Here is a 23,742-nt window from a genome sequence, read left to right on the forward strand (position 1 = left end):
ATCGATCAGACACCCCGGGGAGGGGCTCGCGCGCGCCCCCAGGGTCTCTCTCCGGCTAGCGAATGCCGTCCTTGGCCAGCGCCAGGATCGCCTTGGCCTTGTCGGGCGTGTCGATGAACAGCGGGCCGGTGTAGGAATTGTTCTGCGGCCAGAAGCCATGCGTTGCCTGTTCGACCAGGTAGATGACCGGCAGGTAGCCCATCAGATATTGCTGGGCGTCCATGCCGAAACCCATTTCGCCGGCGACCACCGAATCCAGGACCTCGGGGCTGATGTCGAATGTGTAGAGCTTGATCTTGCCGAACAGCTCGTGATCACGGAAAAACGGGATCAGTGGATTGGCGGCGGTGGCACCGAGGGCAAAGACGGCCTGGGTGTCGGGATGCGCCGACAGATAGGCCTCGGTGCGGCGCTGGATATCGGCTGGATCGGGTGAGACGGTCAGAACCTCGGCGGCGCCGCCGGCCGCCTTCAGACCATCATTGACGCCCTGGCAGCGCTGGTCGAGGCTGACATTGCCGACCTCGTGGTTGATGCAGACGACCTTGAGCGTGCCTTCCTTGGCCAGCCGAGTTCCCGCCTTCTTGCCGGACTCATATTCCGAAACCGTGCCGACATAGAGCGACGTGCCGAGTTCGGCGCCTTCCTTCTCGCCCGAATCCAGCACGACCATCGGGATGTTGGCGGCAAGTGCGGCCTTGACCGATTTGCCGAGCGCGTTTGCGTCGGCGATCGACACGGCGATGCCGTCCGGCTTGGTGGCGACCGCGGCGTCCAGCAGCCGGGCCTGTTCGACGACGTCGAACACCTGCGGCGCGTAATATTCGACCTTGGCGCCGGTAAGCGCCGCCGCGTCGTCGACCCCGCGCTTGACCACCGACCAGTATGGGTCCGATGCCGATCCATGCACGACGAAAGTGATGCGGACGTCTTTCGGGTCTTTCAGCCCGGCGGCCTGCGCAATGCCGGCGAGCACGCCCACAGAGACGACAGCGCCGAGCGCCATTTTCAATATTGTCTTCATTTCAGTCTCCCATTGCCGTTGCGGTGCAAAAGCCCGTCATGGACAGGCTCTCGTTCTCCTCTTGGCGTGCGCCGCTCGCGGTGAGCGGTCACGTCGCGGATCGGGCGGCCGCTTTGCGGGCCTTTGCCGATGCCGATTGGTGTGCGTCGGCCGCGTTGCCGGGGCCGGTCGATTTCGCAAGCGCCGCGCGAAGCTCCTCGCGCAACGGCCTCATGCCGATGATGTCGATATCCTGGGCGCGGAGCCAGTCGCGGAACCCCTGGTCCCGGAACAATTCATATTCCTCGGTGCGGATATAGGCGGAACGCGGTTCGATCAGTTCAAGCTCACCAGGCGCATTGAAGTGCAGGCAAAAGAACGTCAGCCCGTCACGCACGCCCTCGACCAGGGCTTTATAAGCCGGTTCGACCGGCCGCGAGCGGGGCCGGCTCCAAGTCGTCTGGATGGCGGCGTCGAAAATGACGAAGCCCTCGGCGCGTGCCTGCGCGACGCCTGTCTGGAACGCCTGTTCAGTGACGCCGACCAGATTGTCGTTGGGCGAATAGGCCGACAGGGACTTGGTCAGCAGGATGGGGAGGCGATATTCCAGGCCGAGCCTGATATAGATATCGCAAAATTCCGGCGACAGCGCGGCGCCCATATGCGCGTCGAGGTGGGTGACATCGATGCCGGCGCGATAGGCGGCGTCGATCTGTGCGCGCAATTCGGTCTCGACCGCCTGCGGCGCGGCCTTGCGGCGGGTGGTCGCGACATCGGGCCAGAAATAGCCGAGCTCGTCGGTCAGGCCCGCCGCGCGGGACGGAGAGGTCAGCGGTCGCCATTTATAGTGCTGCTTCTCGCTGTTGAGCGTAAGGTGGACGCCGAGATCGATAGCAGGATCCGCGGCGGCCGCCTCGGCCATCTCGAGAAACCAGGGACAAGGCACCATCACCGCGCCGGAACTGCAGACGCCCAGCGCCGTCAGTTCGAGGAAAGCGCTATTTGCGCCGTGGCACATGCCGACATCGTCTTCATGCAGGACAATGCGGCGACGGGGAGCGGCGGTGTTCATGAACGGCGGTCTTCCCGGCTGAGGGCCGGCCGCGAGGGTCTTCCAAAGTGTGTTCCGTGATGCATGGAACCCGACCGTTTGCCCAACTGGACGCGATGGAACGCCCAAACCGGCCGTTCCGACAGAGCCACTTTTTCGGAATCGGATGGGTACGATTTTTCCAACGAGCGGCTAATTGGAATGGTGATTTCATTTGCCGCCAGTCGAACCCGGCGGGGTACGTGGCTATTGGATGGCTTGGTCCGATCAAGGCGGAGTGGTTCTTTCAAACAGGGCGGGCAAGCATACAGGGTGAGCACCATCGAACAAGGGAGACCGCCATGTACAGTGCCGGTGAGGAAGAGATCGAAGCTATCGCCAGGGTGATCCGCTCGGGCGCACTGTTTCGCTATGGCGAGGACAGCGAGTGCGACCGCTTCGAGGGCCGCTATGCCCGTCATCTCGGCGTCGAACATTTCGCGCTCGCCGCCAGCGGCACCTATGGGCTTGCCGCCGGGCTGATCGGCCTCGGCGTCGGCCCCGGCGACGAGGTGCTGGTTCCGGCGCACACCTATATGGCGACGGCGACCGCGGTACTGTCAGTCGGGGCCATTCCAGTCATCGTCGACATAGACGAGAGCCTGACCATAGATCCCGCTGCCTTGCGCGATGCCATCGGCCCGCGCACCAGGGCGGTGATCCCGGTGCATATGTGGGGCGCGGCCTGCAACATGAACGCGATCATGGAGATCTCGGCCAAGCGCGGCCTGCTGGTGCTGGAAGATGTCTGTCAGGGCATTGGCGGCGGGTACCACGGGCGCAAGCTCGGCTCGATCGGCCACGTCGGCGCCTACTCCTTCAACTATTTCAAGAATATGACCTCGGGCGAGGGCGGCGGCATCGCCACCAGCGATCCGAAAGTGGCGGAACGCGCGCGCTGTGCGATCGACCCCTGCCATTTCTACTGGCAGGGGCGCAGCGACAGCATCAAGCCGTTCGCCGGCATCGGCGCTCGCGCCTCCGAATTGATGGGAGCCATGCTCAATGTTCAGTTGGACAGGCTCGACGGCATCATCGAGGCGATGCGAGCGGAGAAGAAGAAGGTGTTGGCGGGCACACGGCATCTCGGCAATCTCGGCCTGATACCGTCGCCGATGAACAGCCCGGATGATGATTGCGCGGCGCAGGTTATGTATCTGTTGCCGAGCGAGCAGGCGGCCCGCACATTCTCGGCGACCATTCCAAGCGTCATTGCCGGCAAGACCGGCCGCCATAATTTCACCCAGTGGGACCAGGTGCTGATGCATGAGGGCGCGCATCATCCGGCGCTCAATCCCTACACGCTGCCGGAGAACAAGGGGCTACGGCTGGATTATGCCGACGACCTCGGTAAGAGGTCGCTCGACATCCTCAACCGCACGGTCATGATCGCCATGAACCCGGCGCATGGTGGTGCCGAGATCGACGACATGATCCACAACATCGATGCGGCGGCGCGGGTAGCTCTCGAACATGCGTCGCTGGACGAGGTCGAGCTGCGCAAGGCGGCGCCCGTGGATCTGCAAAAGTTCGACAGCGTCAACTGAGCGTGCGCGGATCGGGGGCGGAGCGGTCACCGCCCTGAAAGCTTGTGCTGGGTCAAGCGTCCGAGATGATGTTCAATCAGAGTTACCCATCGCAATCGACTTCTTGAACGCCGCCGCCAGTCCGTTCGCCACCGCCTGCTCGAAACCGGCTTGCCGCATGGTCTCGATCGCGGCGGCGGTGGTGCCGCGATAGTCGAGGAAAGCATGCACCGTTTCGGCAGGTGAGGCATCTCGCGCTTCGAGCAGCCGCCCGCTTCCGGTGAGCACCGTGTTGACGGCGCGCCGCGCGATTTCGGGCGCTAGGCCGAAGGCGACCGCGTCACGCATCATGGCGTGCGCCAGCAGGGCAGGGAAGGCGGGACCCGAGCCGGTAAGTCCGGTGAGGTAATCGATGTCGCGCTCGCTGCCGACCTCATCCTGCACACCGGAGGCATCGAAGATGGCGCGGGTGAAGTCACGATCGGCTTGTGTGGCATTGTCGCTGGCGATCCATGGCGTGTAGGAGTTCGCCACTTCGGCAGCGGCGTTCGGCAGCGAGCGCACGACGCGCGAGGTGGCGTGCTTCTCGCCGATCGCGGCGAGGCGGATGCCGGCCATGACCGAAATCACCAATTTGTCCCTGGCGTTTAGATCGAGGGAAGGCCAGTCCTCAGGCCGTACCGAGATGAGGATGACATCGCAACGATCGGCGAGCATCTGGTTGTCGGTGGTCCATAAGGCGCTGGAAAAGCGGTCCGGCTTGTTGCGCCGGTAAGAGAGCGTGAGATTTTCCGCCCGCACGGTTCCGGCTGCCAAAGCCGCGCCGGCAATTGCTCCGCCCAGCCAGCCTGCGCCACCGACAATGCCAAGCTTGAACGAAGCGCCCATACGCGTACCTCCATTATTCGCGTCAAGGTGCGGGAGGCCGGGTCCGTGTCCAGCGCCCCGGCAATGCGCACGCGTTGTTCTTTCCCGGGCGCTGTCGTAGCAAAAGAACGCCGCCGGCAAAAAACCGACGAGCCGATGTCGGATCGGGCCGGCACCGCCCGTCCTTGGGGCATCTTCCAGGCACTGAAGAGGAGTATCGAAATGCCCGGCACTGTACGTCTGCATCGCGTCCTGACCACCAGCCCGGAAAAGGTCTACCGTGCGTTTATCGAGGCCGACGCGCTGGCTAAATGGCTGCCGCCAAATGGCTTCACTTGCACCGTCCATCATCTGGAGGCCAAGGTTGGCGGCACCTTCAAAATGTCGTTCCGCAACTTCACCAATGGCGGCAGCCACTCGTTTGGCGGAGAGTATCTCGAGCTCGTCCCCGGCGAATTGCTGCGCTACACCGACAGGTTCGACGATCCCAATCTGCCTGGCGAGATCGAGGTAACTGTCGTCCTAAAGAAGGTCTCCGTCGGCACGGAGGTCGATATAACGCAAGCCGGGATCCCGGATGTCATTCCGGTGGAGGCCTGCTATCTCGGCTGGCAGGAATCGCTGCGGAACCTGGCCAAACTCGTCGAACCGGAAATCAACCAGTAGCTCCCACTTCCGCCAAGGGCTCTTGCATGAACGCACCGGCAGCTATGCCGGGAGCCCTTGGCGCTAGCTTCTGTCCAGCCTGATGAACGCGGCGCGCAGGGCCAGGACGGCGCGCAGGATCTGGCGTTCGTCCATCGCCGCATAGCCAAGCAGCAGTCCGTTCTCCGGTTCGCTGGAATGGTAGTTGATGGAAATGCCCTGGACGTCCAGCCCTTCCTTGAGCGCGGCGGCGACAACATCCCCGTCCTTATATGGCCGTGTAAAGCTCGCCAGCAGTTGCATGCCGGAATCGTTCTCCGTCACCGTCAGCCACTCGGACAGATGGTCCTGGCAGAGCTTGACGAAATTCGCCTGGCGGCGCGCATAGAGCCGGCGCATCCGCTTCAGATGGGTGGCGAAATAGCCCTGGGTGATGAAGTCGTTGACGGTCGCCTGCAGGATGAGCGGCGCGAACTGGCCGGTGATGCTGACCGCCCTGTCGAACGGAACCGACAGTTCGCGCGGCACGATCAGATAACCGATGCGCAGGGCAGGGATCAAAGTCTTGCCGAAACTGCCGATATAGACGACGCGGTCGGCGTGATCGAGGCCGCGCAGCGCCGGCACCGGGCGGCCGCGATACCGGTATTCGCCGTCATAGTCGTCCTCGACGACCCAGGCGCCGTGGCGCTCGGCGATGTCGAGCAGCTGCAGCCTCTCCTCAATGCGCATGATTGTGCCGAAGGGCCACTGGCACGACGGCGTCACATAGATCAGCCGGGGCGGCGGCAGGGCCGGGTCGGAAAGATGCCAACCACGCCGGTCCACTTTCAGCGGTGCCAGCTTGGCGCCGCTAGCCAGGAACGCGCTCTTGGCGCCGAGATAGCCTGGCTCCTCCATCCAGACATGATCGCCCTCATCCATCAGAACGCGCGACGCGAGGTCAAGTGCTGCCTGGGCGCCGGTAACGATGATCACCTGGTCGGCGGTGCAGTTGATCCCGCGCGACAGGCTGATGGTCGAAGCAATGGCCTGCCGCAGGCCGGGATGACCGGCGAAGGACAGGTAGCCGAGCAGGCTCTCGTCGCGGCTGCGCGCATTGCGCACCAGAAGGCTCGACCAGATGCTGAAGGGAAAGGACGCCGTTTCTGGGACACCTGGATGAAAGTTGATGACGCCGGCATTGCGCGGCGGCTGCGGCCCGTTGACGATGGTCTGGCCGCGCCGCGACAGTTTTTGCGGAGCGCCGAGCCCGGCTCGCAGCGAGACCAGCGGGCGGTCGCGCTGGATCGGCGCGACCCAGGTCCCCGAACCGGCACGCGCCTCGATGAAGCCCTCGGCGAGGAGTTGGTCGTAGGCGGCGATCACCGTGTTACGGCCGACCTTCAAATCCTCGGCCAGCGAGCGCGTCGATGGCAAAAGCGTGTTCTGCGGTATCTGGCCATCGAGGATGAAACGTCGCAACGCCCCGTAGATCTGCCGATGCATCGGCTCGTCCGACGCGCGGTCTACCGACATGATGTCGAGGGAAAGTCGCATGCAGCCGGTCTAGATCATGACGAGGATTGGCGGGAGCATCGTCCGGATCCATCTCTATTTCGGCCCATGAACCTTTCCGAAAGCCGGCCTCCAATTCCCGGTATCATGTCACCCCTCGACATAACGCGCCGCGCGGGCGATCTTTTCCTCGTTGAGGCGGCAGACCGTGTCGAGCACCAGCCGCCTCGTCTCGGGCCGGATCTCGCGGCTGTTCTTCAGGGCGCGGTGGACGGTCGCTGCCCCGAGTTTGGCGTGGTCGGCGATCTCTCGGATCGTGCACAGCCGTTCCACGCCTAGCGCTTCCTCGAAAGCCATGTCCACTCCTTCATCCACATCAAGGCACGGCTGGCGGCCGGTCTCAAGGCCGAAAGCAGAAGGGCCGGAACGATGTCCGCGATCCGCACCGCACAGGGAGAAGTGCGGCGCGGATCGCCGGGCGCTTTCGCGTCGCTACCCCCGCCTCGGCGCGCGCCCGATTGGTCACCATGCGCCCTTGCGCCGGTCAGGTCCTCTGTCGTGTCGCCACGTCGAAGCCGGCCTCGCGGGCAGTCGCAAGCAGCGAGGCGTAGCCTTTCCTGGCATAGGTCAAGGGATGCGCCTTGGCGGGATCCTGCTCGGCCTCGACGACGATCCAGCCCTCGTAGCCGCGGCTGGCCAGCGGCTTCAACAGTGACAGGAAATCGACCGAACCATCGCCAGGCACGGTGAAGATACCCTCCATGACTGCCGCCATGAAACTCATATCCTCCTGCCGCGCCCTTTCAAGCACCGGGCGGCGAACATCCTTGCAATGGAAATGCACGACGCGGTCCAGATGCCGTCTTAACAACGCCTGTGGGTCTCCGCCGGAGAACAGGCAATGGCCCGTGTCGAAAAGCAGGCCGACGCTCCTGCCTGTGCTTGCCATCAAACGGTCCACCTCGTCGTCGGTCTCGACGATGGTGCCCATATGGTGGTGGAAGGCCATGCCGACACCGAATTCTGCCATGCGGTCGGCCAGTCGGGTGATCTTCTCCCCGTAGGCCGGCCATTCACTTTCGGTCAGGTGAGGGCGCTGCGAGATCGGCGCAAAGATCGCGTCATGGCGGCCGCGCGATGTGTCGGCATAGACGACAAGCGTCGCGCCGAGGTCGCGCAGCAAGGTCAGATGCGGAATGATCGCATCAAACTCCTCCTCGACGGTACGATCGAAGATGCGCCCGTCATACCAGCCGGAAACCAGGTCGAGCCCATAAGACGACAGGATCGGCCCGAGCGTTTCGCTTTGCCTGGGAAACTTCCCGCCGAGTTCGGTGCCGGAGTAGCCGGCAAGCGCGGTTTCCGACAGACAGCTTTCCAAGGGCGTGTCGCCTCCAAGCGCCGGGACATCGTCATTGGTCCAAGTGATGGGATTGATGCCAATCCTGACTGTCATGCTTCGCCCCTGCGCCCCGTAACGAGGCCAGGGGGCAAAGTGAAGACAAGCAGGACCTGTCACTAGGTCCAATTCCGGCGAATTTGGCGGGACCGCTTGGCGATTTTGCGCAGGCCGCCTTAGTCTTCCCTGTCGCGACCGAAGGCGGCTCGCAGTTCGTCCTTGGCGTCTTCCAGGATTTTTTTGCGCGCCGCCGGCAGGTTCTTGCCGGCGCGGTTGATGTAGAAATTCAGCATCGACATGGCGGACTGGAACGGCTCGGCCTTGCGGCGGTCGCTATGTTCGGCGGAGCGCTTGAGAGAGGCGGCGATCTTCTTTGGATCGTCGGATTCGAAGACATGATCCTCGAGGTCCATTGCGTCGCTGTGTTCGGTCACATCGGCCGACCATTTCTTCTTCGCTGTCATGACGAACTCCGTTTTTCAAGGTGGTTCGCTTCGAAACTCCGGCCATAGGCGCCGGTTCCCGCTCTGGAGCCACGGATTTGCCGGTTGTGGCGCTGCTTTACGCCGCGAATGCGCCGATAGTGAACCAAACGGCAACCGATCTTCCAGATTGCCGACAGGAAACGCCTTTGACCCCAACCCTTTCCAGCCGGCCGAGCCCCGGCATAGACAGCCCTTACGCCTGGCTGCGATTGGCCATCTCGATGCTGCTGGCGACAATCGGCGCCGTCGGCATGTGGGCCGTCGTGGTCGTGCTGCCGGCAGTGCAGGCCGAGTTCGGCGTCGATCGTGCCGCTGCATCCATGCCCTACACCGCGACCATGGTCGGCTTTGCAGCCGGCAATGTGTTGATCGGCCGTGCCATCGATCGCATGGGATACTGGCTCCCGGCGCTGCTGTCCTCGGTCGGGCTCGCGGCCGGCCTTCTGCTCGCGGCGGTGTCCACGTCGCTCCTGCAATTCAGCCTGGCTCAGGGAATACTGATCGGCGTCGGCACATCCGTGATCTTCGGGCCGTTGATCGCCGACATCTCGCACTGGTTCAACCGCAGGCGAGGTGTCGCCGTGACAGCGGCGGCGGCCGGCAATTATCTTGCCGGCGCAATCTGGCCGACGATCATCCCGACGATGATGAAAACGGAAGGCTGGCGCTTCACTTATGCCGCGATCGGCGTTTTCTGCCTGGTGACGATGGTGCCTCTGGTGCTGATGCTGCGCCGCGGCGCTCCGCCGGCTGCCGCGGCAGGATCGCCGGGGACCAGGCCGGTGCAGGCGATCTCGTTGTCGCCGGCAGCTCTCCAGGCGCTGCTGGTTGTCGCGGGCCTCGGTTGCTGCGTGGCGATGTCGATGCCGCAGGTCCATATCGTCGCCTATTGCATGGATCTCGGTTATGGCGTGGCGCAAGGCGCCGACATGCTTTCGATCATGATGGCGGCTGGCGTCGTCAGCCGGCTTGCGTCGGGCTTCATCGCCGACCGCATCGGCGGGGTGAAGACCTTGCTCATCGGCTCTGTGCTGCAATGCCTTTCGCTGCTGTTCTACATTCCTTTCGACGGGCTTGCCTCGCTCTATGTCGTGTCCCTGGTGTTCGGGCTTTCGCAAGGCGGCATCGTGCCTTGTTATGCGATCATCATTCGTGAATACCTGCCGGCCAAGGAAGCGGGCCAGCGTATCGGTATCGTCATGATGGCCACGATCTTCGGCATGGCGATCGGCGGCTGGATGTCGGGCTGGATCTACGATCTGACCGGCTCCTACGCGGCGGCATTCCTCAACGGCATCGCCTGGAATATGCTGAACGTGCTGGCGATCGGCCTGTTGATATGGAAAACGAGGCGTGACGCGGCCGTGATGGCCTGAGACGCTTCAGACCATAACGGGCGGACAATTCCTTGGGTGACAGGGGGCAGTCGCCGCGCGACCAAAGTCGGGGGACGAAGGCCGGTGGGATGGCGATAGCTGGGATGATTGCGCGGACGAGACGTGCGCTGGGGCCACGGCCTTGCTGAAGGCGCGCTCGCGCCGGGGTGGCGGCCGCCCGACGATAGCGGATGTCGCGCGCCTGGCCGGCGTTGGCGCCATCACCGTGTCTCGCGCCCTGCGCGAGCCCGGTCGCGTCTCGGAAGAGTTGCGCCGTCAGATCGAGGCGGCGGTCGAGGAGCTCGGCTACGTGCCGGATCCGAACGCGCGGGCGCTGGCTTCCGCGCGCGCCGAAGTGTTCGGCGTGCTGGTGCCGTCGCTAACCAACAACGTCTTTGCGGAAGTGGTGCGCGGCATCTATGACAGCCTGTCGGACGGCCCGTTCCGCATTCAGCTGGGCAACACGCATTATTCCGGCCTTGAGGAGGAGCGGCTGCTGCAGCTGTTCGGCTCGCAGCGGCCTGCGGCGTTGATCGTGGCCGGCATCGACCAGACGCCGGCATCGCGGAACCTGCTGCAGAATGCCGGCTGTCCGGTTGTACAAGTAATGGAGATAGGGCCGGACCCGGTGGACATGATGGTCGGCTTCTCGCATCTTGATGGCGGCCGGAGGGCGACAGAACACCTGATCGAGGCGGGCTACCGCCGGATCGGTTTCATCGGCGCGCGTATGGACCCTCGCTCGCAGCGCCGCCTTGCCGGGTACCGCGCGGCGATGCAAAAGGCCTGCCTGTTCGACCCGCGCCTCGTCACCACGACCCCGGTGCCATCCAGTGTCACGCTGGGACGCGAGTTGTTCCGCGATGCCCTGGCCAAGATGCCGACGCTGGATGGCGTTTTTTGCAACAATGACGACATCGCGCTGGGCGTGCTTTTCGAATGCCATCGCGCTTCGATCTCAGTCCCGACGACGATCGGCATCGTGGGTTTCAACGATCTCGACATGATGGAGGTGGCGTTCCCGTCGATCACCAGCATCCGAACCCCCCGATATGAAATCGGCAGACGGGCGGTCGCCATGGCGCTCGCGGCGATCGCCGGCAACAGGCCGCAGGAGCGGGTCGCCGACCTTGGTTTCGAACTCAAGCGCCGCGAGAGCACGGCTCGCTAAAAACAAGGCCGGTGGCTCGCGAAATCAGGTTTACAGCGTCCGTTGGTAGCGCTACCATCTTCATCCAACAGGGCTGCGGTCAGCGAGGTGGGCCCTGTTTATTATACATAAGCGACAACCCGTTCTTGTTTCTTATGGATAATATGATAATTTGCGGCGCTGGTTGCGACAGGGGGAGGGCCAGTTTCGGCAACCAGAAGCGACATACTGCATGCGAGGAAACGGCAAGGGCCGGCCGCGCGTGAGACTCGCAGAACGAAACCACGAACAGACTACAATCGGGAGGAATATCGATGATCAAGTCACTCGTCGGCGGCATCGTTGCCGCCAGTGCATTCGTCATGCTCAATTCGGCCGCCATGGCTGCCGGTCCGGAGGTCGTTTCCGGTCCAGCCGCGCAGGCGGACTGCTTCGCGCCCTGGAGCGCGGATACGAAGTTCTTCAAATATCCCAAGAAGGAAGGCCCGTTCCGGATCGCCTTTGCCAATGGCTACATCGCCAATACTTGGCGCATCCAAATGGTGCAGACGGCCAAGGCCTATGCGGCCCAGCCCGAAGTGAAGGCCAAGATCAAGGAATTCAAGGTCGTCTCGACCGGCGAGGATGTGCCGGCGCAGATCTCGGCGATCAACAATTTCATCGATTCCGGCTATGACGCCATCGTCACCGACGCGCAGAACCCGACCGCTTTCGGTCCGGTGATCAAGCGCGCCAAGCAGGCCGGCATCGTGCTGGTCGCCTTCGACAACATCCTCGACACCAAGGACGCCATCAACGTCAATGTCGACCAGAAGGGCCTTGGCGAATTGTGGGCCAAGTGGCTGGTCGAAAAGGTGCCGAATGGCGGCAAGATCCTCGAAGTGCGCGGCGTCGCCGGCACCTCGGTCGACACCGACCGCCATAACGGCATCCATGAGGTCTTCGACGCTTCCGGCAAGAAGTGGGATGTCACGGAAGTCGCCGGCAAATGGGATGACGGCGTGGCGCAGAAAGTGGCCGCCGACGCGATCGCCACCAACGGTCCTTTCGACGGCATCACCGGCCAGGGCGGCGACACCGGCATCGTCCAGGCGATGATCGATGCCAAGCATCCCTTCGTGCCGTTCGGCGGCGAAACCGAGAACGGCTTCCGCAAGTACTGCGCTGCGCATTCGGCGGACGGGCTGAAGTGCACGTCGGCGGGCTCCGGTCCGGCCCAGGTCGCTGTCGCCATCAAGACCGCTATCGCCGCGCTCGAGGGCGAAGTGGTGCCGCAGGAGGTGAAGTTGCCGCTGGCGGTCGCTTCCGATCCGAACTTCAAGGAAGGCACCGACTACTTCCCGAAGGAATCCGACAATTTCTTCGTCGGCAATTCCTTCCCCACCTGCGGCATCAACTTCAGTGCCCAGGAAATCATGGGGCAGACCAAGGAAAACCAGTAAGTCTGGCTTGGTAGTTGCTGGCGCCGCGGCAGGCCGCGGCGCCAGCCTCCAATGTCACGAGCCACCTTGGGAGGGTTGATGGACGGTGCGGCTCCGCTCTTCAGCATGGAGGGCATATCCAAGCGCTATGGCGGCGTGCGGGCACTCGAGAAGGCCGAGCTTGTCATACAAGCCGGCAGCATCCATGCCATTCTTGGTGAAAACGGCGCCGGCAAATCGACGCTGATCAAGGTCATGTCGGGCGTGGTGGCGCCCGACGAGGGGCGCATGATGCTGGACGGGCGCGAAGTGACCTTCGCTTCGCCCGGCGCGGCCAACAAGGCCGGAATTGTCTGCATCTTCCAGGAACTGTCACTGATCCCCGAACTTAGCGTCGCCGACAATATCGTCATTTCCGATCCGCCGAAGCGTTTCGGCATGATCGACCGCAAGGCGCAGCGCCGCATCGCGGAAGATGCGCTGGCGCGCGCCGGAGCCGCCGACATCCATCCGCTGTCGCTGGTCAAGGACCTGCCGCTGTCGCGCAGGCAGATGGTCGAAATCGCCAAGGCGCTGGCCCGCAAGCCACGCATCCTCATCCTCGACGAGGCGACCTCGGCGCTGACGGCCGCGGATGTCTCGAAAATATTCGCGGTGCTGAAGCGGCTGCGGTCCGAAGGGCTGGCGCTGCTCTACATCTCGCACCGCATGAACGAAATCGCCGAACTCGCCGACCATTGCACCGTGTTCCGCAATGGCCGCAACGTCGCCAGCTACAAGGCCGGCACGAAGAGCGACAATGAAGTGGTCGAACTGATGATCGGCCGCGAGTACAGCCATATTTTCCCGCCGAAGCCTGCCGCCGTTGCGGCCACGGCAGTGCCTATCCTGGAAGCCCGCGGCCTCAGCTGGACGGATCGGCTGCACAATATCTCGCTGACTGTCAGGGCAGGCGAGGTGGTCGGCCTGGGCGGTCTGGACGGCCAGGGCCAGCGGGAACTGCTGCTTGCCTTTTTCGGCGTGCTGCGCGGCCTCACCGGCCAGGTGCTTATCGACGGCAAGCCCGTCGCCATCGCCAGCCCGGCCGCGGCGCGCGAGAACAATATCGGCATGGCGCTCATCCCCGAGGATCGCAAGACCGAAGGCCTGATGTTGCCGATGACGGTGCGCGAGAACCTGTCCTTCGCGGCGCTCGATCGGCTTTCGAAGGCCGGCATCATCGACCGCGCCGCCGAGCAACGGCTGATCGACGACATGGTCGGCCTGCTGGCGATCAAGACCGCGGGCCTCGACATCCCGGTCGGCGCCCTGTCGGGCGGCAACCAGCAGAAAGTGGTGATCGCCAAATGGCTGATGCGCCAGCCCCGCATCATCCTGCTCAACGATCCCACACGCGGCATCGACGTCGGCACCAAGCAGGAGCTCTACCAGTTGATGCGCAAGCTCGCCGATGCGGGCGCGGCGATCCTGTTCTACTCGACCGACTATGACGAGCTGATCGGCTGCTGCGGCCGGGTGCTGGTGCTCTATGACGGCGCGGTCAAGCGCGAACTGGTTGGGGCCGAGATCACGGAGCGGGCGCTGATATCCAGCGCGCTCAACATCCATGGCGAGGAGAGCCCGGTGGGCCTGGGAGCAAGTGCGTGAAAGATTGGCGTTACTGGCTGGCCGAACAGCGCGGTACCCTGCTGGCGCTCGGCATCTTCATCGTCATGTTCATCATCTACACGTCCAACCACCCGGCCGGCTTCAACGCCAATGTGGTGCAGACGGCGGCCAACAAGGGCGTGCTCCTGGCCTTCGTCGCCATGGCGCAGACTCTGGTGGTGATCACTGCCGGCATCGACCTGTCCGTCGGCATGATCTTCCTGTTGACCAACTGCCTGGCCTCCTGGCTGGTGGTCGGCACGCCCATGGAGACAGCGTTCGGCGTCGTCGCGGTGCTGGCCGTTGGCCTCGTCTGCGGTGCGATCAACGGCGCGATCGTCATCTACGGCCGGCTGCAGCCGATCGTCGCCACCATCGCCACGGGTGCCGTCTATTACGGCATCGGCCTTTTGCTGCGGCCTTTTCCGGGCGGATCGGTCAATGAGGATCTGGCCGACGCGCTGACCGGGCGCGTGTTCGAACTGGTGCCGGCAAGCCTGGTGGTATTGCTGGCCGTGGTGCTGGTCGTCTGGGTGCCCTTCAGCCGCTCCGTGCTTGGGCGCGCCGCCTATGCCGCGGGATCGTCGGAGACGGCCGCCTACATGTCGGGCGTGCCGATCCGCCGGGGCAAGTTCATGGCCTACACGCTGGCCGGGCTGCTGGCGGCGATTGGAGGCCTGTTCCTGACCTTCTTCACCTATACGGGCGAGGCGGCCTATGCGAGCGGTAATTCCTACACGCTGTTTTCGATCGCTGCCGTGGTTCTCGGCGGCGTGTCGCTGTTCGGCGGCAAGGGCAGCGCCATCGGCGCCATCTTCGGCGCGCTCGCCTTCCGCACGATCGGCGATCTGCTGTTCGTGTTCGATTTCGATCCGCTCTGGCAGCCGCTGTTCCAGGGCGTCATCCTGCTGATCGCCGTCAGTCTCGGCGCCTTCGCCCTGTTTAGGGTCCGCAACCGGCTGGAGTGGTTCCTTTGAGCGAAACGACATTTGGCGGCATTGCCGGCCGCATGCCGAAATTCATCCGCCGCGCCGATCCGGCGGTGCTGACGGCCTTTGCCTGTATCGTGCTGCTCCTGTTCCTGGGCAGCCTGTATTCGCGCAGCTTCCTGTCGCCCGAGTACCTCCTGCAGCAGCTTAAGGTGGCTTCCTTCCTCGGGGTCATCGCAACCGGCATGATGCTGGTCATCCTGCTCGGCCAGATCGATCTGTCGGTGCCGTGGTCGGTGGCCGCGGGCGCAATGATGGCCTGCGCGGCGGCGGCCTATGGTCCAACCGGCGTGGCTCTGGCCATTCCCTTCGGCATCTTGTGCGGCGTCGCGATCGGCATCGTCAATGGCATCGGCGTCGCCTATCTGCGCATCCCGTCGATGATCATCACGCTGGCCACAAATGCCGTCGCGCAGGGACTCATGGTTGTCTATACCGGCGGCTTCTCGCCGCAGGATTCAGCCACTGTCGCCATGCGCTACCTGGCCACGGGCTTCACCATTCCGGGCGTGCCGAACGCGGTCATCATCTGGGCGCTGATCGGCGCGGCCATGGTGTTCGCGCTGACCCGCACCAGCTTCGGCCGCACCGTCTATGGGATCGGCAACCGCGAGCGCGCGGCCTACCTGTCCGGCATCGATACAAGGCGTGTGGTGATGATCGCCTTCGCCGTGTCGGGCGGGCTGTCTGCTTTCGGAGGCGTGCTTCTGGCGGGCTATGCCTCGAAGGCCGCCCAGTCGATGGGCGATGCCTATCTTCTGCCCTCGATCGCCGCGGTGGTGCTTGGCGGCACTTCGATCCTGGGCGGACGCGGCTCCTATCTCGGCACGGTCGCCGGCGTTATCCTGATCACGCTGCTGCAATCCATCCTGTCGGTCATGCAGATGCCGGAGGCGGGACGCCAGATCATCTATGGCGTCGTCATCGTCGCCATGCTGCTGCTCTACGGCCGCGCGCCGGCAAGCCGCTGACCGTGGACGAAAAGCCGGCAAAGGCGCCGACCGGCGCTGCGGGCCGCGTGGCCCCGGCCATCGTGGTGATGGGTGTGGCCGGTTGCGGCAAGTCGGCTGTCGGCACCGCGCTTGCGGCAGCCCTGGACGCCTTGTTCATCGAGGGTGACAAATTGCATCCGCCCGAAAACGTGGCGCGCATGGCAAGCGGCCTGCCGCTCACCGACGAGCTGCGCGCTGGCTGGCTGGATGCGATCGGGGAGCGCATCGCACTGTCGGCGGCGCAGGGCGAGGGAGTGGTTGCCGCCTGCTCGGCTCTGAAACGCTCCTATCGAGAGCGCCTGACCGGGTTCTGCGGGGAAATCGTCTTTCTCTACCTGGAGATCGATCCCGTCTCGGCCAAGCTGCGTGTCGCCAACCGCAAGGGCCACTTCATGCCGGCGAGCCTGGTCGACAGCCAGTTCGCCATCCTCGAACGGCCAGGAGCGGATGAACGGGCACTCGCGGTCGATGCGACACTTCCCGTTGCCAATATCGTCACCGCGGCGATGACAATGCTGACTGCACGGTCATAAATCGCCATCGCCGGGCAAGACGTTTCCGGGCCGTTCGGTGAACCGATGCTGGCCGAACCAGACCATCATTTGCTCCGGATAGAGTTTCAGCGCCTCCAACAGGTGGTCGCGTTTCAGCAATACGTATTCGGCCTGCAACGTCATGTTCTTCGTGCCGCCGGCCCTCGGCGCGCGCTCGCCCGTCGGCGTCCAGGCCGGCACGAGTTCGGGGCTCACAACGGCCAGGTATTGGCGGAACGGATCTGTCTCGAAGGTCGACATGGAAAACAGCGCGGCCTTGCCTCTTGCAGCAAAATTCGTCGGCGACGACGCAAGATGGGTCCAGCCGTTTTCGCCAATGCCGGCTTCTGTGAAGGTCGAGCCGGCATGTACGGCGTTGGTGATCAGCACGACGCCGTTGTTGCCGAGGATCTTCTGGATCCTGCTGGTGACGTGGTAGGCGTCGGCGCGGTCGAACACGATCCGGCTTTTCAGGAAACGATTCTCGACTTGGATCAGCATCGGGTTCAGGAAGCGCCGGCCGAATTTAGAGCCGGAGATGCCGTGGGCGCTGACACTAAGCTGGTGCGTCTCAATCCCGGCTTCATACAGTGCGCGCTTGCCTATGACCGTCTGAGAGGTGAACTGATCACACCAGATGATGGCGCCGTGGCCGCGATCCAGCGCCGCCTGCAGGCCTTCAAGACCTTCCAGCCGAATAACGGGAGACCATTTGTTGCCAACGAGATGCGCGGCAACCAGGAGGCGCCAGCGGTGGGCGGCGGCCCGAAAGGCCCTGAATTGCTTTTCTGCATCGATGTCGCTGCCGAGCACCGCGCGTGTAGCGACACCGTAGCGCGGAAACTCTTTGCGCATGTGACGCTTCAGGCGCAACCCCGATACGCGGCTGCAGACAGCAGCCCACCGGCTTGCGGGCAGCACCGCAGCGACGCCGAGATAGAAGGCAGCCAGCAGCAACTCGCGCAAATCCTTGTTGTTGAAAGTTCGCAACCTGCCCGCACTGACAAGTCTGCGGCCGAAGAAGCGGACGTGCTCGGCTCTTCCGGGGACCAGCACGTCGGCGATGGTCTCGGTGTGGAAAGTGTCGGCGGAGGACGGTGTCCGGCCGGCTCTGCGGGATTTCCCCAACCACGGCAGCCTCATCCGCTCGGTATCCACCTGTTCTTGCGGGTGTCCAAAAATCGCTTTACTGCGTCTTTCACGGGCGCGCAATCGGCGCGGGCGGAAACCATGGTGATCGGCATTCAAGGCTCAAGCTTGAAACAGGCGCTATCCCACGCACTTCCGCAACTGGCATGTTGGCAGCCGGCGGCGGTGGCGCTGATGGCCCCGGACCGGCCGCCGCTAAGCTTTGCCGGCCTCGCCAATCTTGTTGGGCAATTGTGCGGCGATCTCGCCGGGCGTGGCTTTGGCCCCAACACTGCTGTCGGCATCGTGCTCCCAAACGGCCCTGAGACGGCAAGCTGTTTTCTTGCGGTGTCGGCGCTGGCGACGGCGGCCCCGCTCAATCCGGCCTATAGCGAAGACGAATTTCGCTTTTATCTCAGCGATCTCGATGTGAAGCTCCTGCTGTGCGGACAGGGCATGGGCGATGCCGCGCGCAATGCCGCAAAGGCGCTGCGCATTCCGGTGCTCGATGTTGTCCTGACCGAAGGCGCCAGGGCCGGTGAATTTGTTCTGTCGGGCGATGCCGAGCTGGCGATCGCCGGCTCGGCCCACTTGAACGAGATGCAGCTAAACGGACCAGACGACTTCGCGCTGGTCCTGCACACGTCGGGAACTACCGCACTGCCAAAGATCGTCGGCTTGCGGCAGCGCCATTTGCACGCGTCGATGACCAACACCGCCCGAACGCTTGCGATGTCGGCAGACGATATCAGTCTCAACGTGATGCCGCTGTTCCATATTCACGGGCTCACGGCAGCGGTCAGCGCACAGCTAGCAGTCGGCGGCGCTGTCATCTGCACGCCGGGCTTCAACGTGCTCAAATTCTACGGTTGGCTGGCCGAGTTCCGGCCGAGCTGGTACAGCGCGGTGCCGACCATGCATCAGGCGATCCTGGCGCGCGCGGCGCGCAACGGCGACGTCATCGCGAAGTCGAGGCTGCGTTTCGTCCGCTCGTCCTCGGCGGCGCTTCCCGTTAGCGTCTTCCACGATCTCGAACGCGTGTTCGGCTGCCCGGTGGTCGAGGCCTATGGCATGACCGAGGCGGCGCACCAGATCACCTCGAATGGCCTGCCACCGGCGCGTCGCAAGCCGGGCTCGGTCGGACTGCCTGCCGGCCCCGAGGTGACGATCCTGGACGACAAGGGCACTATCCTGTCCGTCGGCGAAAAAGGCGAGATTGCGGTGCGCGGCGCCAACATCCACGACGGTTACCTCAACAATCCTGAAGCCAACGCCACGGCCTTCACGGACGGCTGGTTTCGTACAGGCGATGAGGGGCTGATTGACGAGGACGGCGACCTGAAGATAACCGGCCGGCTGAAGGAAATCATCAATCGGGGCGGCGAGAAAATCTCACCACTCGAGGTCGACAATGTGCTGCTCGATCATCCGCTGGTGGCGCAGGCGGTGACTTTCGCCGTGCCGCACGCCATGCTTGGCGAGGAGGTGGGCGCGGCCATCGTGCTGACGGATGGCGCTTCAGCCGACGCCGATGAGATCCGCGATTTTGCACGCTGCCGTATCGTTGAGTTCAAGGTGCCGCGCCACATCCTGTTTCTGCAGGAGATCCCCAAGGGTCCAACCGGCAAGGTCCAGCGCGTCGGCCTTGCCGACAAGCTCGGCTTGGTTTGAGAAACCGGAGTTATATCCGCGAGGTCAGTTCGACAGGAAAATCATCATTGTCGGCGTCGCGCATGGCGGCGAGGCTGCGATTGTCCAGCACCTCGGCGATCGCCTGGCGCACCTCCAGCATCATGTGCCTGACCTGGCAGGTCGCCTCGTCGCAGTCCTCGCAACGCTGGTACTGCGTGCGGCTGGCGCAGGGAATCGGGGCCAGCGGCCCGTCCAGCACGCGCACGACATGGCCGATCCTGATGTCCGATGCAGGGCGGGCGAGGCGATAGCCGCCTTCCTTGCCCTTGCGGCTTTGCACGAAACCGGCATTGCGCAACTCGCCAAGGATCGCATCGAGAAATTTCTTCGGGATGTTGTTGGCGATGGCGATGTCGTTGACGAAGGCCAATTGGCCCGTCGGCAGGCCAGACAGATGCACGAGTGCCTTGAGGCCGTATTTGCCCTTTTTCGTCAACATGCCCTGATCAACCCATAAAGCCCCAGCCACCCGCATCTGGCGACTGTTTGTGTGCAAATGATGACACTTGCCCCAGCTGATGCGAGGCAAGACAACCATTGGAGGGAGATGTTGGACACGAACGCGTTGATTCTTTCTAACGTTTTGTCTGAACGCCGCCGATATTCCCCCGGCAAACCGGATTTCCAGCGCATCAAACGGGAAAAGCCGGCGACGCGCCGGCTTTTCATTCAACTCGATCGCAATGTCAGCGGCTGCCGTAGGCCTGGTCGAGCAGGCCGCCGGCTGCAAAGTGCTCTTGCTGGGCCTCGTCCCAGCCGCCGAACACATCTTCAACCGTCAGCAGGCGGATCTCGGGAAAATCGGCCTTGTATTTGGCGGACACGGCCGCATCGCGTGTCCGCAGGCCATTGCGAGCGGCTATTTCCTGACCTTCCGGCGTGTAAAGGAAGTCGAGATAAGACTTGGCGAGATCGCGCGAGCCATGGTCATCGGCGACCTTGTCGACGATCGCGACCGGGAACTCGGCAAGCAGACTAACCGATGGTGTGACCTGCTCGAACTTGTCGTCGCCATATTCCTTGCGGATGCCGCGCGTCTCCGACTCGAAGGTGATCAGCACGTCGCCGATTTCGCGCTGCACGAAAGTGGTGGTCGCGGCCCGGCCGCCGGTATCGAAGATCGGCACGTTGGCGAACAGCTTGGTGATGAACTGCTGCACCTTGCCGTCGTCGCCCTTGAAGGCTTCCTTGGCGTAGGCGGTGGCCGCCAGATAGGTGTAGCGCGCATTGCCTGATGTTTTCGGGTTGGGGAAGATCACCTGGACGTCGTCGCGGACCAGATCGTTCCAATCCCTGATATGCTTGGGGTTGCCGGCGCGGACAAGAAACGAAGGCAGCGAATAGAAGGGCGAGGAATTGTCCGGAAAATCCTTCTGCCAGTCGGCAGAGATCAGCCCTTTTCCGACCAGGAAATCGACGTCGGGGACCTGGTTGAAGGTGACGACATCGGCGGCGAGCCCTTCGGCGATGGCGCGGGCCTGAGCCGAAGTGCCGGCATGCGACTGGTCGATGCTCACGCCTGGGTGCGCCGCAATGAAGGCCTTGTTGATTTGGACGAACAGTTCGCGGCCGACATCATAGGAGGCGTTCAGCAATTTGTCCGCCGACCAAGCTTGGGAGGACGCGAGGAACAGGCCGACGAGAGCGGCGACGCCGAGGGAAAATCGCTTCATGAAAAGGGCTCCGGATGCAATGCGGTCACGACCTGAACATAGCCGTGTCACTGGAGTCCGCACGAGGCACAGAGAGCAAGGGACGGATCTCAATGTAAGAAAATGCGTCGCTTAAAATGGCTAACCGGAGTATTTTATTCCAACTGACGCTTTTTCTGCCTGCAAAATCTTGCATTACCGCAGCAAGCGCATTGGCGCGGGTGGCGCCGGAACGGCCCCACCCGCGTTAAGAAATGTCATATAGAGTTAGTTGAGAATTTCGACGATCTGATGCGTGTCCGGGTCGACAAGGACGGTCTGATCATTGATGACAGCGACACGATACTTCACATTCGGCACCTCGCGCAATTCGACCGTGTCGGGCACTGAAGAGCCAAGCTTCAGCTCCACACCCAGCAGATTGACCGAGGCCAAAGGCTGCTTCTTCACATATTCCCGCACGATGGTCTGCTGTTCGGGCTGCACGACCACCACGTCTTGTGCGAATGCCGAGCCTGTCCCTGCAATGACAAACAGGGAGATAGCTGCGTTCCGAATAAGTCTTTTCATTTTCGTCTCCTTGATGATATCGGCTGTTTAGATCTTCTCGACATTCTATTTTTATAGATCCGTGCAAAAGAATGTTTTACGGAATTGCGATCTAGTCCACAAAATCCCTACGATAGACTACTTGTGACCTTCACTTCATGCTAAAGAACCAGTCTTGGGACAACGGACCGGTAGTGTCTCCGTTCCACGTATAAGACTATCGCGTTCCCGCATCAGACCTAAGTCCGACCTTGGAAAGGCATACGTCCGAAGCTCCGTAAAGTCCGGAACAACTGGGTTTCACCAGGATTGCATAGGCGTCGCTCAACCGAGCCCGCCAACACTATCCAGCAGGAGGAATCTGAAATGAAGAAAATTATCCTAGCGGTGATGATCGGACTATCTGCCGTCTCATCCGTTCTCGTTCCGGCAAAAGCCGCAAGTGTCGTAATCAGCACCGACGATAACAATGATGGCCAGTATCGACGTCATTGGCGCCATCACGAAGATCGCAGCTGGCACCGCCATCGTCACGAAGATCAGAGGTGGCACCGTAACCGGCACTGCTCCGTCAAGATCATCAAGACTCGCCGCCACCATCATTGGGTGGTCAAGAAGGTGCGCGTTTGCGATTGGCGCCGCGGCTGATGTACTCGTCTCGCGTCATGCCCTTCTCTCATAAATCGCGGTTGAAGAGCGGCGCACGGGTGGCGGTGTGGATCCTGGTCCTCACGATGCTCATCATGATGGTTCGGGCAGCCAGCGAATTCGAGAGGATAAGCGCTGCATCGCCAAGATCGGACATATCAGCCGGTCTGTCTTAAAACGAATATCTGAAGATTAATATTGGAGATGTGCCGTGGAACGGAGTGTTTATGAAGCCCGGTGGCTGCTGTTTCCCATCTTGGCAGTGTGCATGACATTCATGTTGCTACCGGTGGCGTTCGCGTGAAGTCCTAACCAGCGCATCATGTCCCTTCATGCGCCGGTAGTAGGGCTGTCTGGATCTCAGGCAGCCCTGCACTCCCGCCGACCTAAAGGGCAAGCCAAGTCGCCTAGCCAGGCAAGGAGCGATCAAATGAATTCAGTGCCCCCCGCTGAGGCCAAGAGCACAGGACCATCGAATGTTCGAAAGACTCGCAAGGGGGCAGGTTTGCCCTGCACGGTTGTCTGGTACGGCGAAGAAGGCGAACTTGCCCGGACCTTATTTCCGGACGAGAACTCAGCTAATGCTCACGTGATAGCCATGCTGCAGATCAACATGCTGATCGGCAATGTGGTATCCGTCGAGATCCGCCAGCCAGACGGCAGGGTCTTGTCCAGTCACTATGGCCCTCGGCCCCAAAAGGAACAGACAGCACCGCTTTCGGTTGACGTCGGTGTCCACTCGCCTGAGACCTTGCAGGTCGAGGTTGCTTGAATCCAAGGGCTGCATGTCAGCATCAGGCGTCAGTCACACACTTAAACCAGATTTCAGGGGCAAAGAGACATAGACGAAGTTACCTTCTCGGCTCGAGCACTTGTCACGCAAATGGCTCGCCAGGCCGAGAGGACGGTGATCAAGGGAATGCTACTCCCTCAAACTGGCGTCCGGCCGCTGAACGGAGGTGTTGAATGCCCCGACCTCAATCGCGACGAGTGATCGTCATAGCGGAGCGTCTCGTCGTTACAGCGGCGCTTGTGCTTTCTCCTTACGCGATCAAGCTCTCGGATGCCGGCGTGCCGTGTTTCGTACTCGCGGACGCTCATGCCAAGGGGGGTGGCAACGGAAACGGTGGCAATTCCGGCAATGGAGGGAACTCCGGGAATGGCAACGGCGGGAACTCCGGGAACGGCAACGGCGGGAACTCCGGGAACGGCAACGGCGGGAACTCCGGGAACGGCAACAGCAACTCCGGTAATAAGGGAAATGCTGCCAAGGCTGCAGAAGCTCAAAAGGCCGACGTTCAAAGCGGCACCATCCAAGTTGTGCATGAGGATGGGATTACGGAGAAGGTCGAAGCCGGTCGCTTCATGATGATGGATAAAATGGGCAGAACAATCATAAACAGGCGCGCCCGGCCCTCTGACATCCTGCGCCTTAAAAGCAGATAGGCATCGC

The 23,742-nt window shown here is 62.5% G+C and carries 24 protein-coding genes; 13 read left to right on the forward strand and 11 right to left on the reverse strand.

The window, feature by feature from the left end:
- Positions 1-55: 55 nt before the first annotated feature.
- Both LB513_RS08460 and LB513_RS08465 read right to left on the reverse strand, forming a co-directional pair.
- Entirely contained in the window at positions 56-1,024 is a 969-nt protein-coding gene (locus LB513_RS08460; protein ID WP_224663023.1) for a sugar ABC transporter substrate-binding protein, read from the reverse strand.
- Between the two features lie 88 nt (positions 1,025-1,112).
- Positions 1,113-2,075, reverse strand: a complete 963-nt coding sequence (locus tag LB513_RS08465; protein WP_224663024.1) for a polysaccharide deacetylase family protein — start codon at positions 2,073-2,075, stop codon at positions 1,113-1,115.
- Between the two features lie 320 nt (positions 2,076-2,395).
- On the opposite strand from LB513_RS08465, the gene LB513_RS08470 reads away from it, so the two are divergent.
- Complete coding sequence (locus tag LB513_RS08470; protein ID WP_224663025.1) at positions 2,396-3,640, forward strand: DegT/DnrJ/EryC1/StrS family aminotransferase; 1,245 nt, start codon at positions 2,396-2,398, stop codon at positions 3,638-3,640.
- A 72-nt stretch (positions 3,641-3,712) separates the two neighbouring features.
- On the opposite strand, the gene LB513_RS08475 is transcribed toward LB513_RS08470, so the two are convergent.
- Positions 3,713-4,507, reverse strand: coding sequence for a pyrroline-5-carboxylate reductase family protein (locus tag LB513_RS08475; RefSeq protein ID WP_224663026.1), 795 nt, complete (start codon positions 4,505-4,507; stop codon positions 3,713-3,715).
- Between the two features lie 201 nt (positions 4,508-4,708).
- Here LB513_RS08475 and LB513_RS08480 point away from each other — a divergent pair, with 201 nt between their 5' ends.
- A complete protein-coding gene (locus LB513_RS08480) occupies positions 4,709-5,152 on the forward strand; it encodes an SRPBCC family protein (protein WP_224663027.1) in 444 nt (147 codons plus the stop codon).
- A 63-nt stretch (positions 5,153-5,215) separates the two neighbouring features.
- On the opposite strand, the gene LB513_RS08485 is transcribed toward LB513_RS08480, so the two are convergent.
- The 4 genes from LB513_RS08485 to LB513_RS08500 form a co-directional block, all read right to left on the reverse strand.
- A complete protein-coding gene (locus LB513_RS08485; protein WP_224663028.1) occupies positions 5,216-6,670 on the reverse strand; it encodes a PLP-dependent aminotransferase family protein in 1,455 nt (484 codons plus the stop codon).
- Positions 6,671-6,778: 108 nt separating this feature from the next.
- Complete coding sequence (locus tag LB513_RS08490) at positions 6,779-6,985, reverse strand: LacI family DNA-binding transcriptional regulator (protein ID WP_224663029.1); 207 nt, start codon at positions 6,983-6,985, stop codon at positions 6,779-6,781.
- A gap of 187 nt (positions 6,986-7,172) precedes the next feature.
- Positions 7,173-8,084: a myo-inosose-2 dehydratase gene (iolE, locus tag LB513_RS08495; RefSeq protein WP_224663030.1), complete on the reverse strand. Its 912-nt coding sequence runs from the start codon at positions 8,082-8,084 to the stop codon at positions 7,173-7,175.
- A gap of 119 nt (positions 8,085-8,203) precedes the next feature.
- Complete coding sequence (locus tag LB513_RS08500; RefSeq protein WP_224663031.1) at positions 8,204-8,491, reverse strand: DUF3175 domain-containing protein; 288 nt, start codon at positions 8,489-8,491, stop codon at positions 8,204-8,206.
- 167 nt (positions 8,492-8,658) lie between these two features.
- Here LB513_RS08500 and LB513_RS08505 point away from each other — a divergent pair, with 167 nt between their 5' ends.
- The 7 genes from LB513_RS08505 to LB513_RS08535 all read left to right on the forward strand — a co-directional run bounded on the left by LB513_RS08505 (position 8,659) and on the right by LB513_RS08535 (position 16,620).
- Entirely contained in the window at positions 8,659-9,888 is a 1,230-nt protein-coding gene (locus tag LB513_RS08505) for an MFS transporter (protein WP_224663032.1), read from the forward strand.
- Positions 9,889-10,030: 142 nt separating this feature from the next.
- Positions 10,031-11,059: a LacI family DNA-binding transcriptional regulator gene (locus LB513_RS08510; protein ID WP_224663033.1), complete on the forward strand. Its 1,029-nt coding sequence runs from the start codon at positions 10,031-10,033 to the stop codon at positions 11,057-11,059.
- Between the two features lie 293 nt (positions 11,060-11,352).
- Positions 11,353-12,480, forward strand: a complete 1,128-nt coding sequence (locus LB513_RS08515) for a sugar ABC transporter substrate-binding protein (RefSeq protein ID WP_224663034.1) — start codon at positions 11,353-11,355, stop codon at positions 12,478-12,480.
- Positions 12,481-12,558: 78 nt separating this feature from the next.
- Positions 12,559-14,106, forward strand: a complete 1,548-nt coding sequence (locus LB513_RS08520; RefSeq protein ID WP_224663035.1) for a sugar ABC transporter ATP-binding protein — start codon at positions 12,559-12,561, stop codon at positions 14,104-14,106.
- On the forward strand, positions 14,103-15,083 hold the full coding sequence (locus LB513_RS08525) for an ABC transporter permease (RefSeq protein ID WP_224663036.1): 981 nt from the start codon (positions 14,103-14,105) through the stop codon (positions 15,081-15,083). Before LB513_RS08520 ends, LB513_RS08525 begins: the two co-directional genes overlap by 4 nt.
- Complete coding sequence (locus LB513_RS08530; RefSeq protein ID WP_224663037.1) at positions 15,080-16,066, forward strand: ABC transporter permease; 987 nt, start codon at positions 15,080-15,082, stop codon at positions 16,064-16,066. The genes LB513_RS08525 and LB513_RS08530 overlap by 4 nt, the downstream gene beginning before the upstream one ends.
- A 2-nt stretch (positions 16,067-16,068) precedes the next feature.
- Positions 16,069-16,620, forward strand: a complete 552-nt coding sequence (locus tag LB513_RS08535) for a gluconokinase (RefSeq protein ID WP_224663038.1) — start codon at positions 16,069-16,071, stop codon at positions 16,618-16,620.
- On the opposite strand, the gene LB513_RS08540 is transcribed toward LB513_RS08535, so the two are convergent.
- Positions 16,615-17,868: a hypothetical protein gene (locus tag LB513_RS08540; RefSeq protein ID WP_318011182.1), complete on the reverse strand. Its 1,254-nt coding sequence runs from the start codon at positions 17,866-17,868 to the stop codon at positions 16,615-16,617. The two genes, LB513_RS08535 and LB513_RS08540, sit on opposite strands and share 6 nt — an antisense overlap.
- On the opposite strand from LB513_RS08540, the gene LB513_RS08545 reads away from it, so the two are divergent.
- Complete coding sequence (locus LB513_RS08545) at positions 17,851-19,419, forward strand: acyl--CoA ligase (RefSeq protein ID WP_411962690.1); 1,569 nt, start codon at positions 17,851-17,853, stop codon at positions 19,417-19,419. The genes LB513_RS08540 and LB513_RS08545 overlap by 18 nt on opposite strands.
- A gap of 10 nt (positions 19,420-19,429) precedes the next feature.
- Here LB513_RS08545 and LB513_RS08550 read toward each other — a convergent pair whose 3' ends face one another.
- The 3 genes from LB513_RS08550 to LB513_RS08560 all read right to left on the reverse strand — a co-directional run bounded on the left by LB513_RS08550 (position 19,430) and on the right by LB513_RS08560 (position 21,662).
- Complete coding sequence (locus tag LB513_RS08550) at positions 19,430-19,879, reverse strand: RrF2 family transcriptional regulator (RefSeq protein ID WP_224663039.1); 450 nt, start codon at positions 19,877-19,879, stop codon at positions 19,430-19,432.
- 247 nt (positions 19,880-20,126) lie between these two features.
- The gene (locus LB513_RS08555) at positions 20,127-21,113 is read right to left on the reverse strand and encodes a sulfate ABC transporter substrate-binding protein (protein WP_224663040.1); all 987 of its coding nucleotides are present in this window, start codon (positions 21,111-21,113) and stop codon (positions 20,127-20,129) included.
- 246 nt (positions 21,114-21,359) lie between these two features.
- Positions 21,360-21,662: a DUF1236 domain-containing protein gene (locus LB513_RS08560; RefSeq protein ID WP_224663041.1), complete on the reverse strand. Its 303-nt coding sequence runs from the start codon at positions 21,660-21,662 to the stop codon at positions 21,360-21,362.
- Positions 21,663-22,007: 345 nt separating this feature from the next.
- On the opposite strand from LB513_RS08560, the gene LB513_RS08565 reads away from it, so the two are divergent.
- The 3 genes from LB513_RS08565 to LB513_RS08575 all read left to right on the forward strand — a co-directional run bounded on the left by LB513_RS08565 (position 22,008) and on the right by LB513_RS08575 (position 23,735).
- Positions 22,008-22,289 (forward strand): hypothetical protein, encoded by a 282-nt coding sequence (locus tag LB513_RS08565; RefSeq protein ID WP_224663042.1) that lies wholly within the window; start codon positions 22,008-22,010, stop codon positions 22,287-22,289.
- A gap of 430 nt (positions 22,290-22,719) precedes the next feature.
- Positions 22,720-23,061: a hypothetical protein gene (locus tag LB513_RS08570; RefSeq protein WP_224663043.1), complete on the forward strand. Its 342-nt coding sequence runs from the start codon at positions 22,720-22,722 to the stop codon at positions 23,059-23,061.
- Between the two features lie 218 nt (positions 23,062-23,279).
- Complete coding sequence (locus tag LB513_RS08575; protein ID WP_224663044.1) at positions 23,280-23,735, forward strand: hypothetical protein; 456 nt, start codon at positions 23,280-23,282, stop codon at positions 23,733-23,735.
- Positions 23,736-23,742 lie beyond the last annotated feature (7 nt).

The sequence above is a fragment of the Mesorhizobium sp. ES1-1 genome (assembly GCF_020164785.1).
Taxonomy (GTDB): Bacteria; Pseudomonadota; Alphaproteobacteria; order Rhizobiales; family Rhizobiaceae; genus Mesorhizobium.

What these genes read in the sequence shown, in the direction of transcription:
- LB513_RS08550 (WP_224663039.1), bottom strand. Translation starts at nt 19,879, where the DNA reads ATGTTGACGAAAAAGGGCAAATACGGCCTCAAGGCACTCGTGCATCTG.
- LB513_RS08545 (WP_411962690.1), top strand. Translation starts at nt 17,851, where the DNA reads ATGGTGATCGGCATTCAAGGCTCAAGCTTGAAACAGGCGCTATCCCAC.
- iolE (WP_224663030.1), bottom strand. Translation starts at nt 8,084, where the DNA reads ATGACAGTCAGGATTGGCATCAATCCCATCACTTGGACCAATGACGAT.
- LB513_RS08485 (WP_224663028.1), bottom strand. Translation starts at nt 6,670, where the DNA reads ATGCGACTTTCCCTCGACATCATGTCGGTAGACCGCGCGTCGGACGAG.
- LB513_RS08460 (WP_224663023.1), bottom strand. Translation starts at nt 1,024, where the DNA reads ATGAAGACAATATTGAAAATGGCGCTCGGCGCTGTCGTCTCTGTGGGC.
- LB513_RS08470 (WP_224663025.1), top strand. Translation starts at nt 2,396, where the DNA reads ATGTACAGTGCCGGTGAGGAAGAGATCGAAGCTATCGCCAGGGTGATC.
- LB513_RS08555 (WP_224663040.1), bottom strand. Translation starts at nt 21,113, where the DNA reads ATGAAGCGATTTTCCCTCGGCGTCGCCGCTCTCGTCGGCCTGTTCCTC.
- LB513_RS08515 (WP_224663034.1), top strand. Translation starts at nt 11,353, where the DNA reads ATGATCAAGTCACTCGTCGGCGGCATCGTTGCCGCCAGTGCATTCGTC.
- LB513_RS08520 (WP_224663035.1), top strand. Translation starts at nt 12,559, where the DNA reads ATGGACGGTGCGGCTCCGCTCTTCAGCATGGAGGGCATATCCAAGCGC.
- LB513_RS08560 (WP_224663041.1), bottom strand. Translation starts at nt 21,662, where the DNA reads ATGAAAAGACTTATTCGGAACGCAGCTATCTCCCTGTTTGTCATTGCA.
- LB513_RS08465 (WP_224663024.1), bottom strand. Translation starts at nt 2,075, where the DNA reads ATGAACACCGCCGCTCCCCGTCGCCGCATTGTCCTGCATGAAGACGAT.
- LB513_RS08565 (WP_224663042.1), top strand. Translation starts at nt 22,008, where the DNA reads ATGAAGAAAATTATCCTAGCGGTGATGATCGGACTATCTGCCGTCTCA.
- LB513_RS08475 (WP_224663026.1), bottom strand. Translation starts at nt 4,507, where the DNA reads ATGGGCGCTTCGTTCAAGCTTGGCATTGTCGGTGGCGCAGGCTGGCTG.
- LB513_RS08570 (WP_224663043.1), top strand. Translation starts at nt 22,720, where the DNA reads ATGAATTCAGTGCCCCCCGCTGAGGCCAAGAGCACAGGACCATCGAAT.
- LB513_RS08490 (WP_224663029.1), bottom strand. Translation starts at nt 6,985, where the DNA reads ATGGCTTTCGAGGAAGCGCTAGGCGTGGAACGGCTGTGCACGATCCGA.
- LB513_RS08500 (WP_224663031.1), bottom strand. Translation starts at nt 8,491, where the DNA reads ATGACAGCGAAGAAGAAATGGTCGGCCGATGTGACCGAACACAGCGAC.
- LB513_RS08480 (WP_224663027.1), top strand. Translation starts at nt 4,709, where the DNA reads ATGCCCGGCACTGTACGTCTGCATCGCGTCCTGACCACCAGCCCGGAA.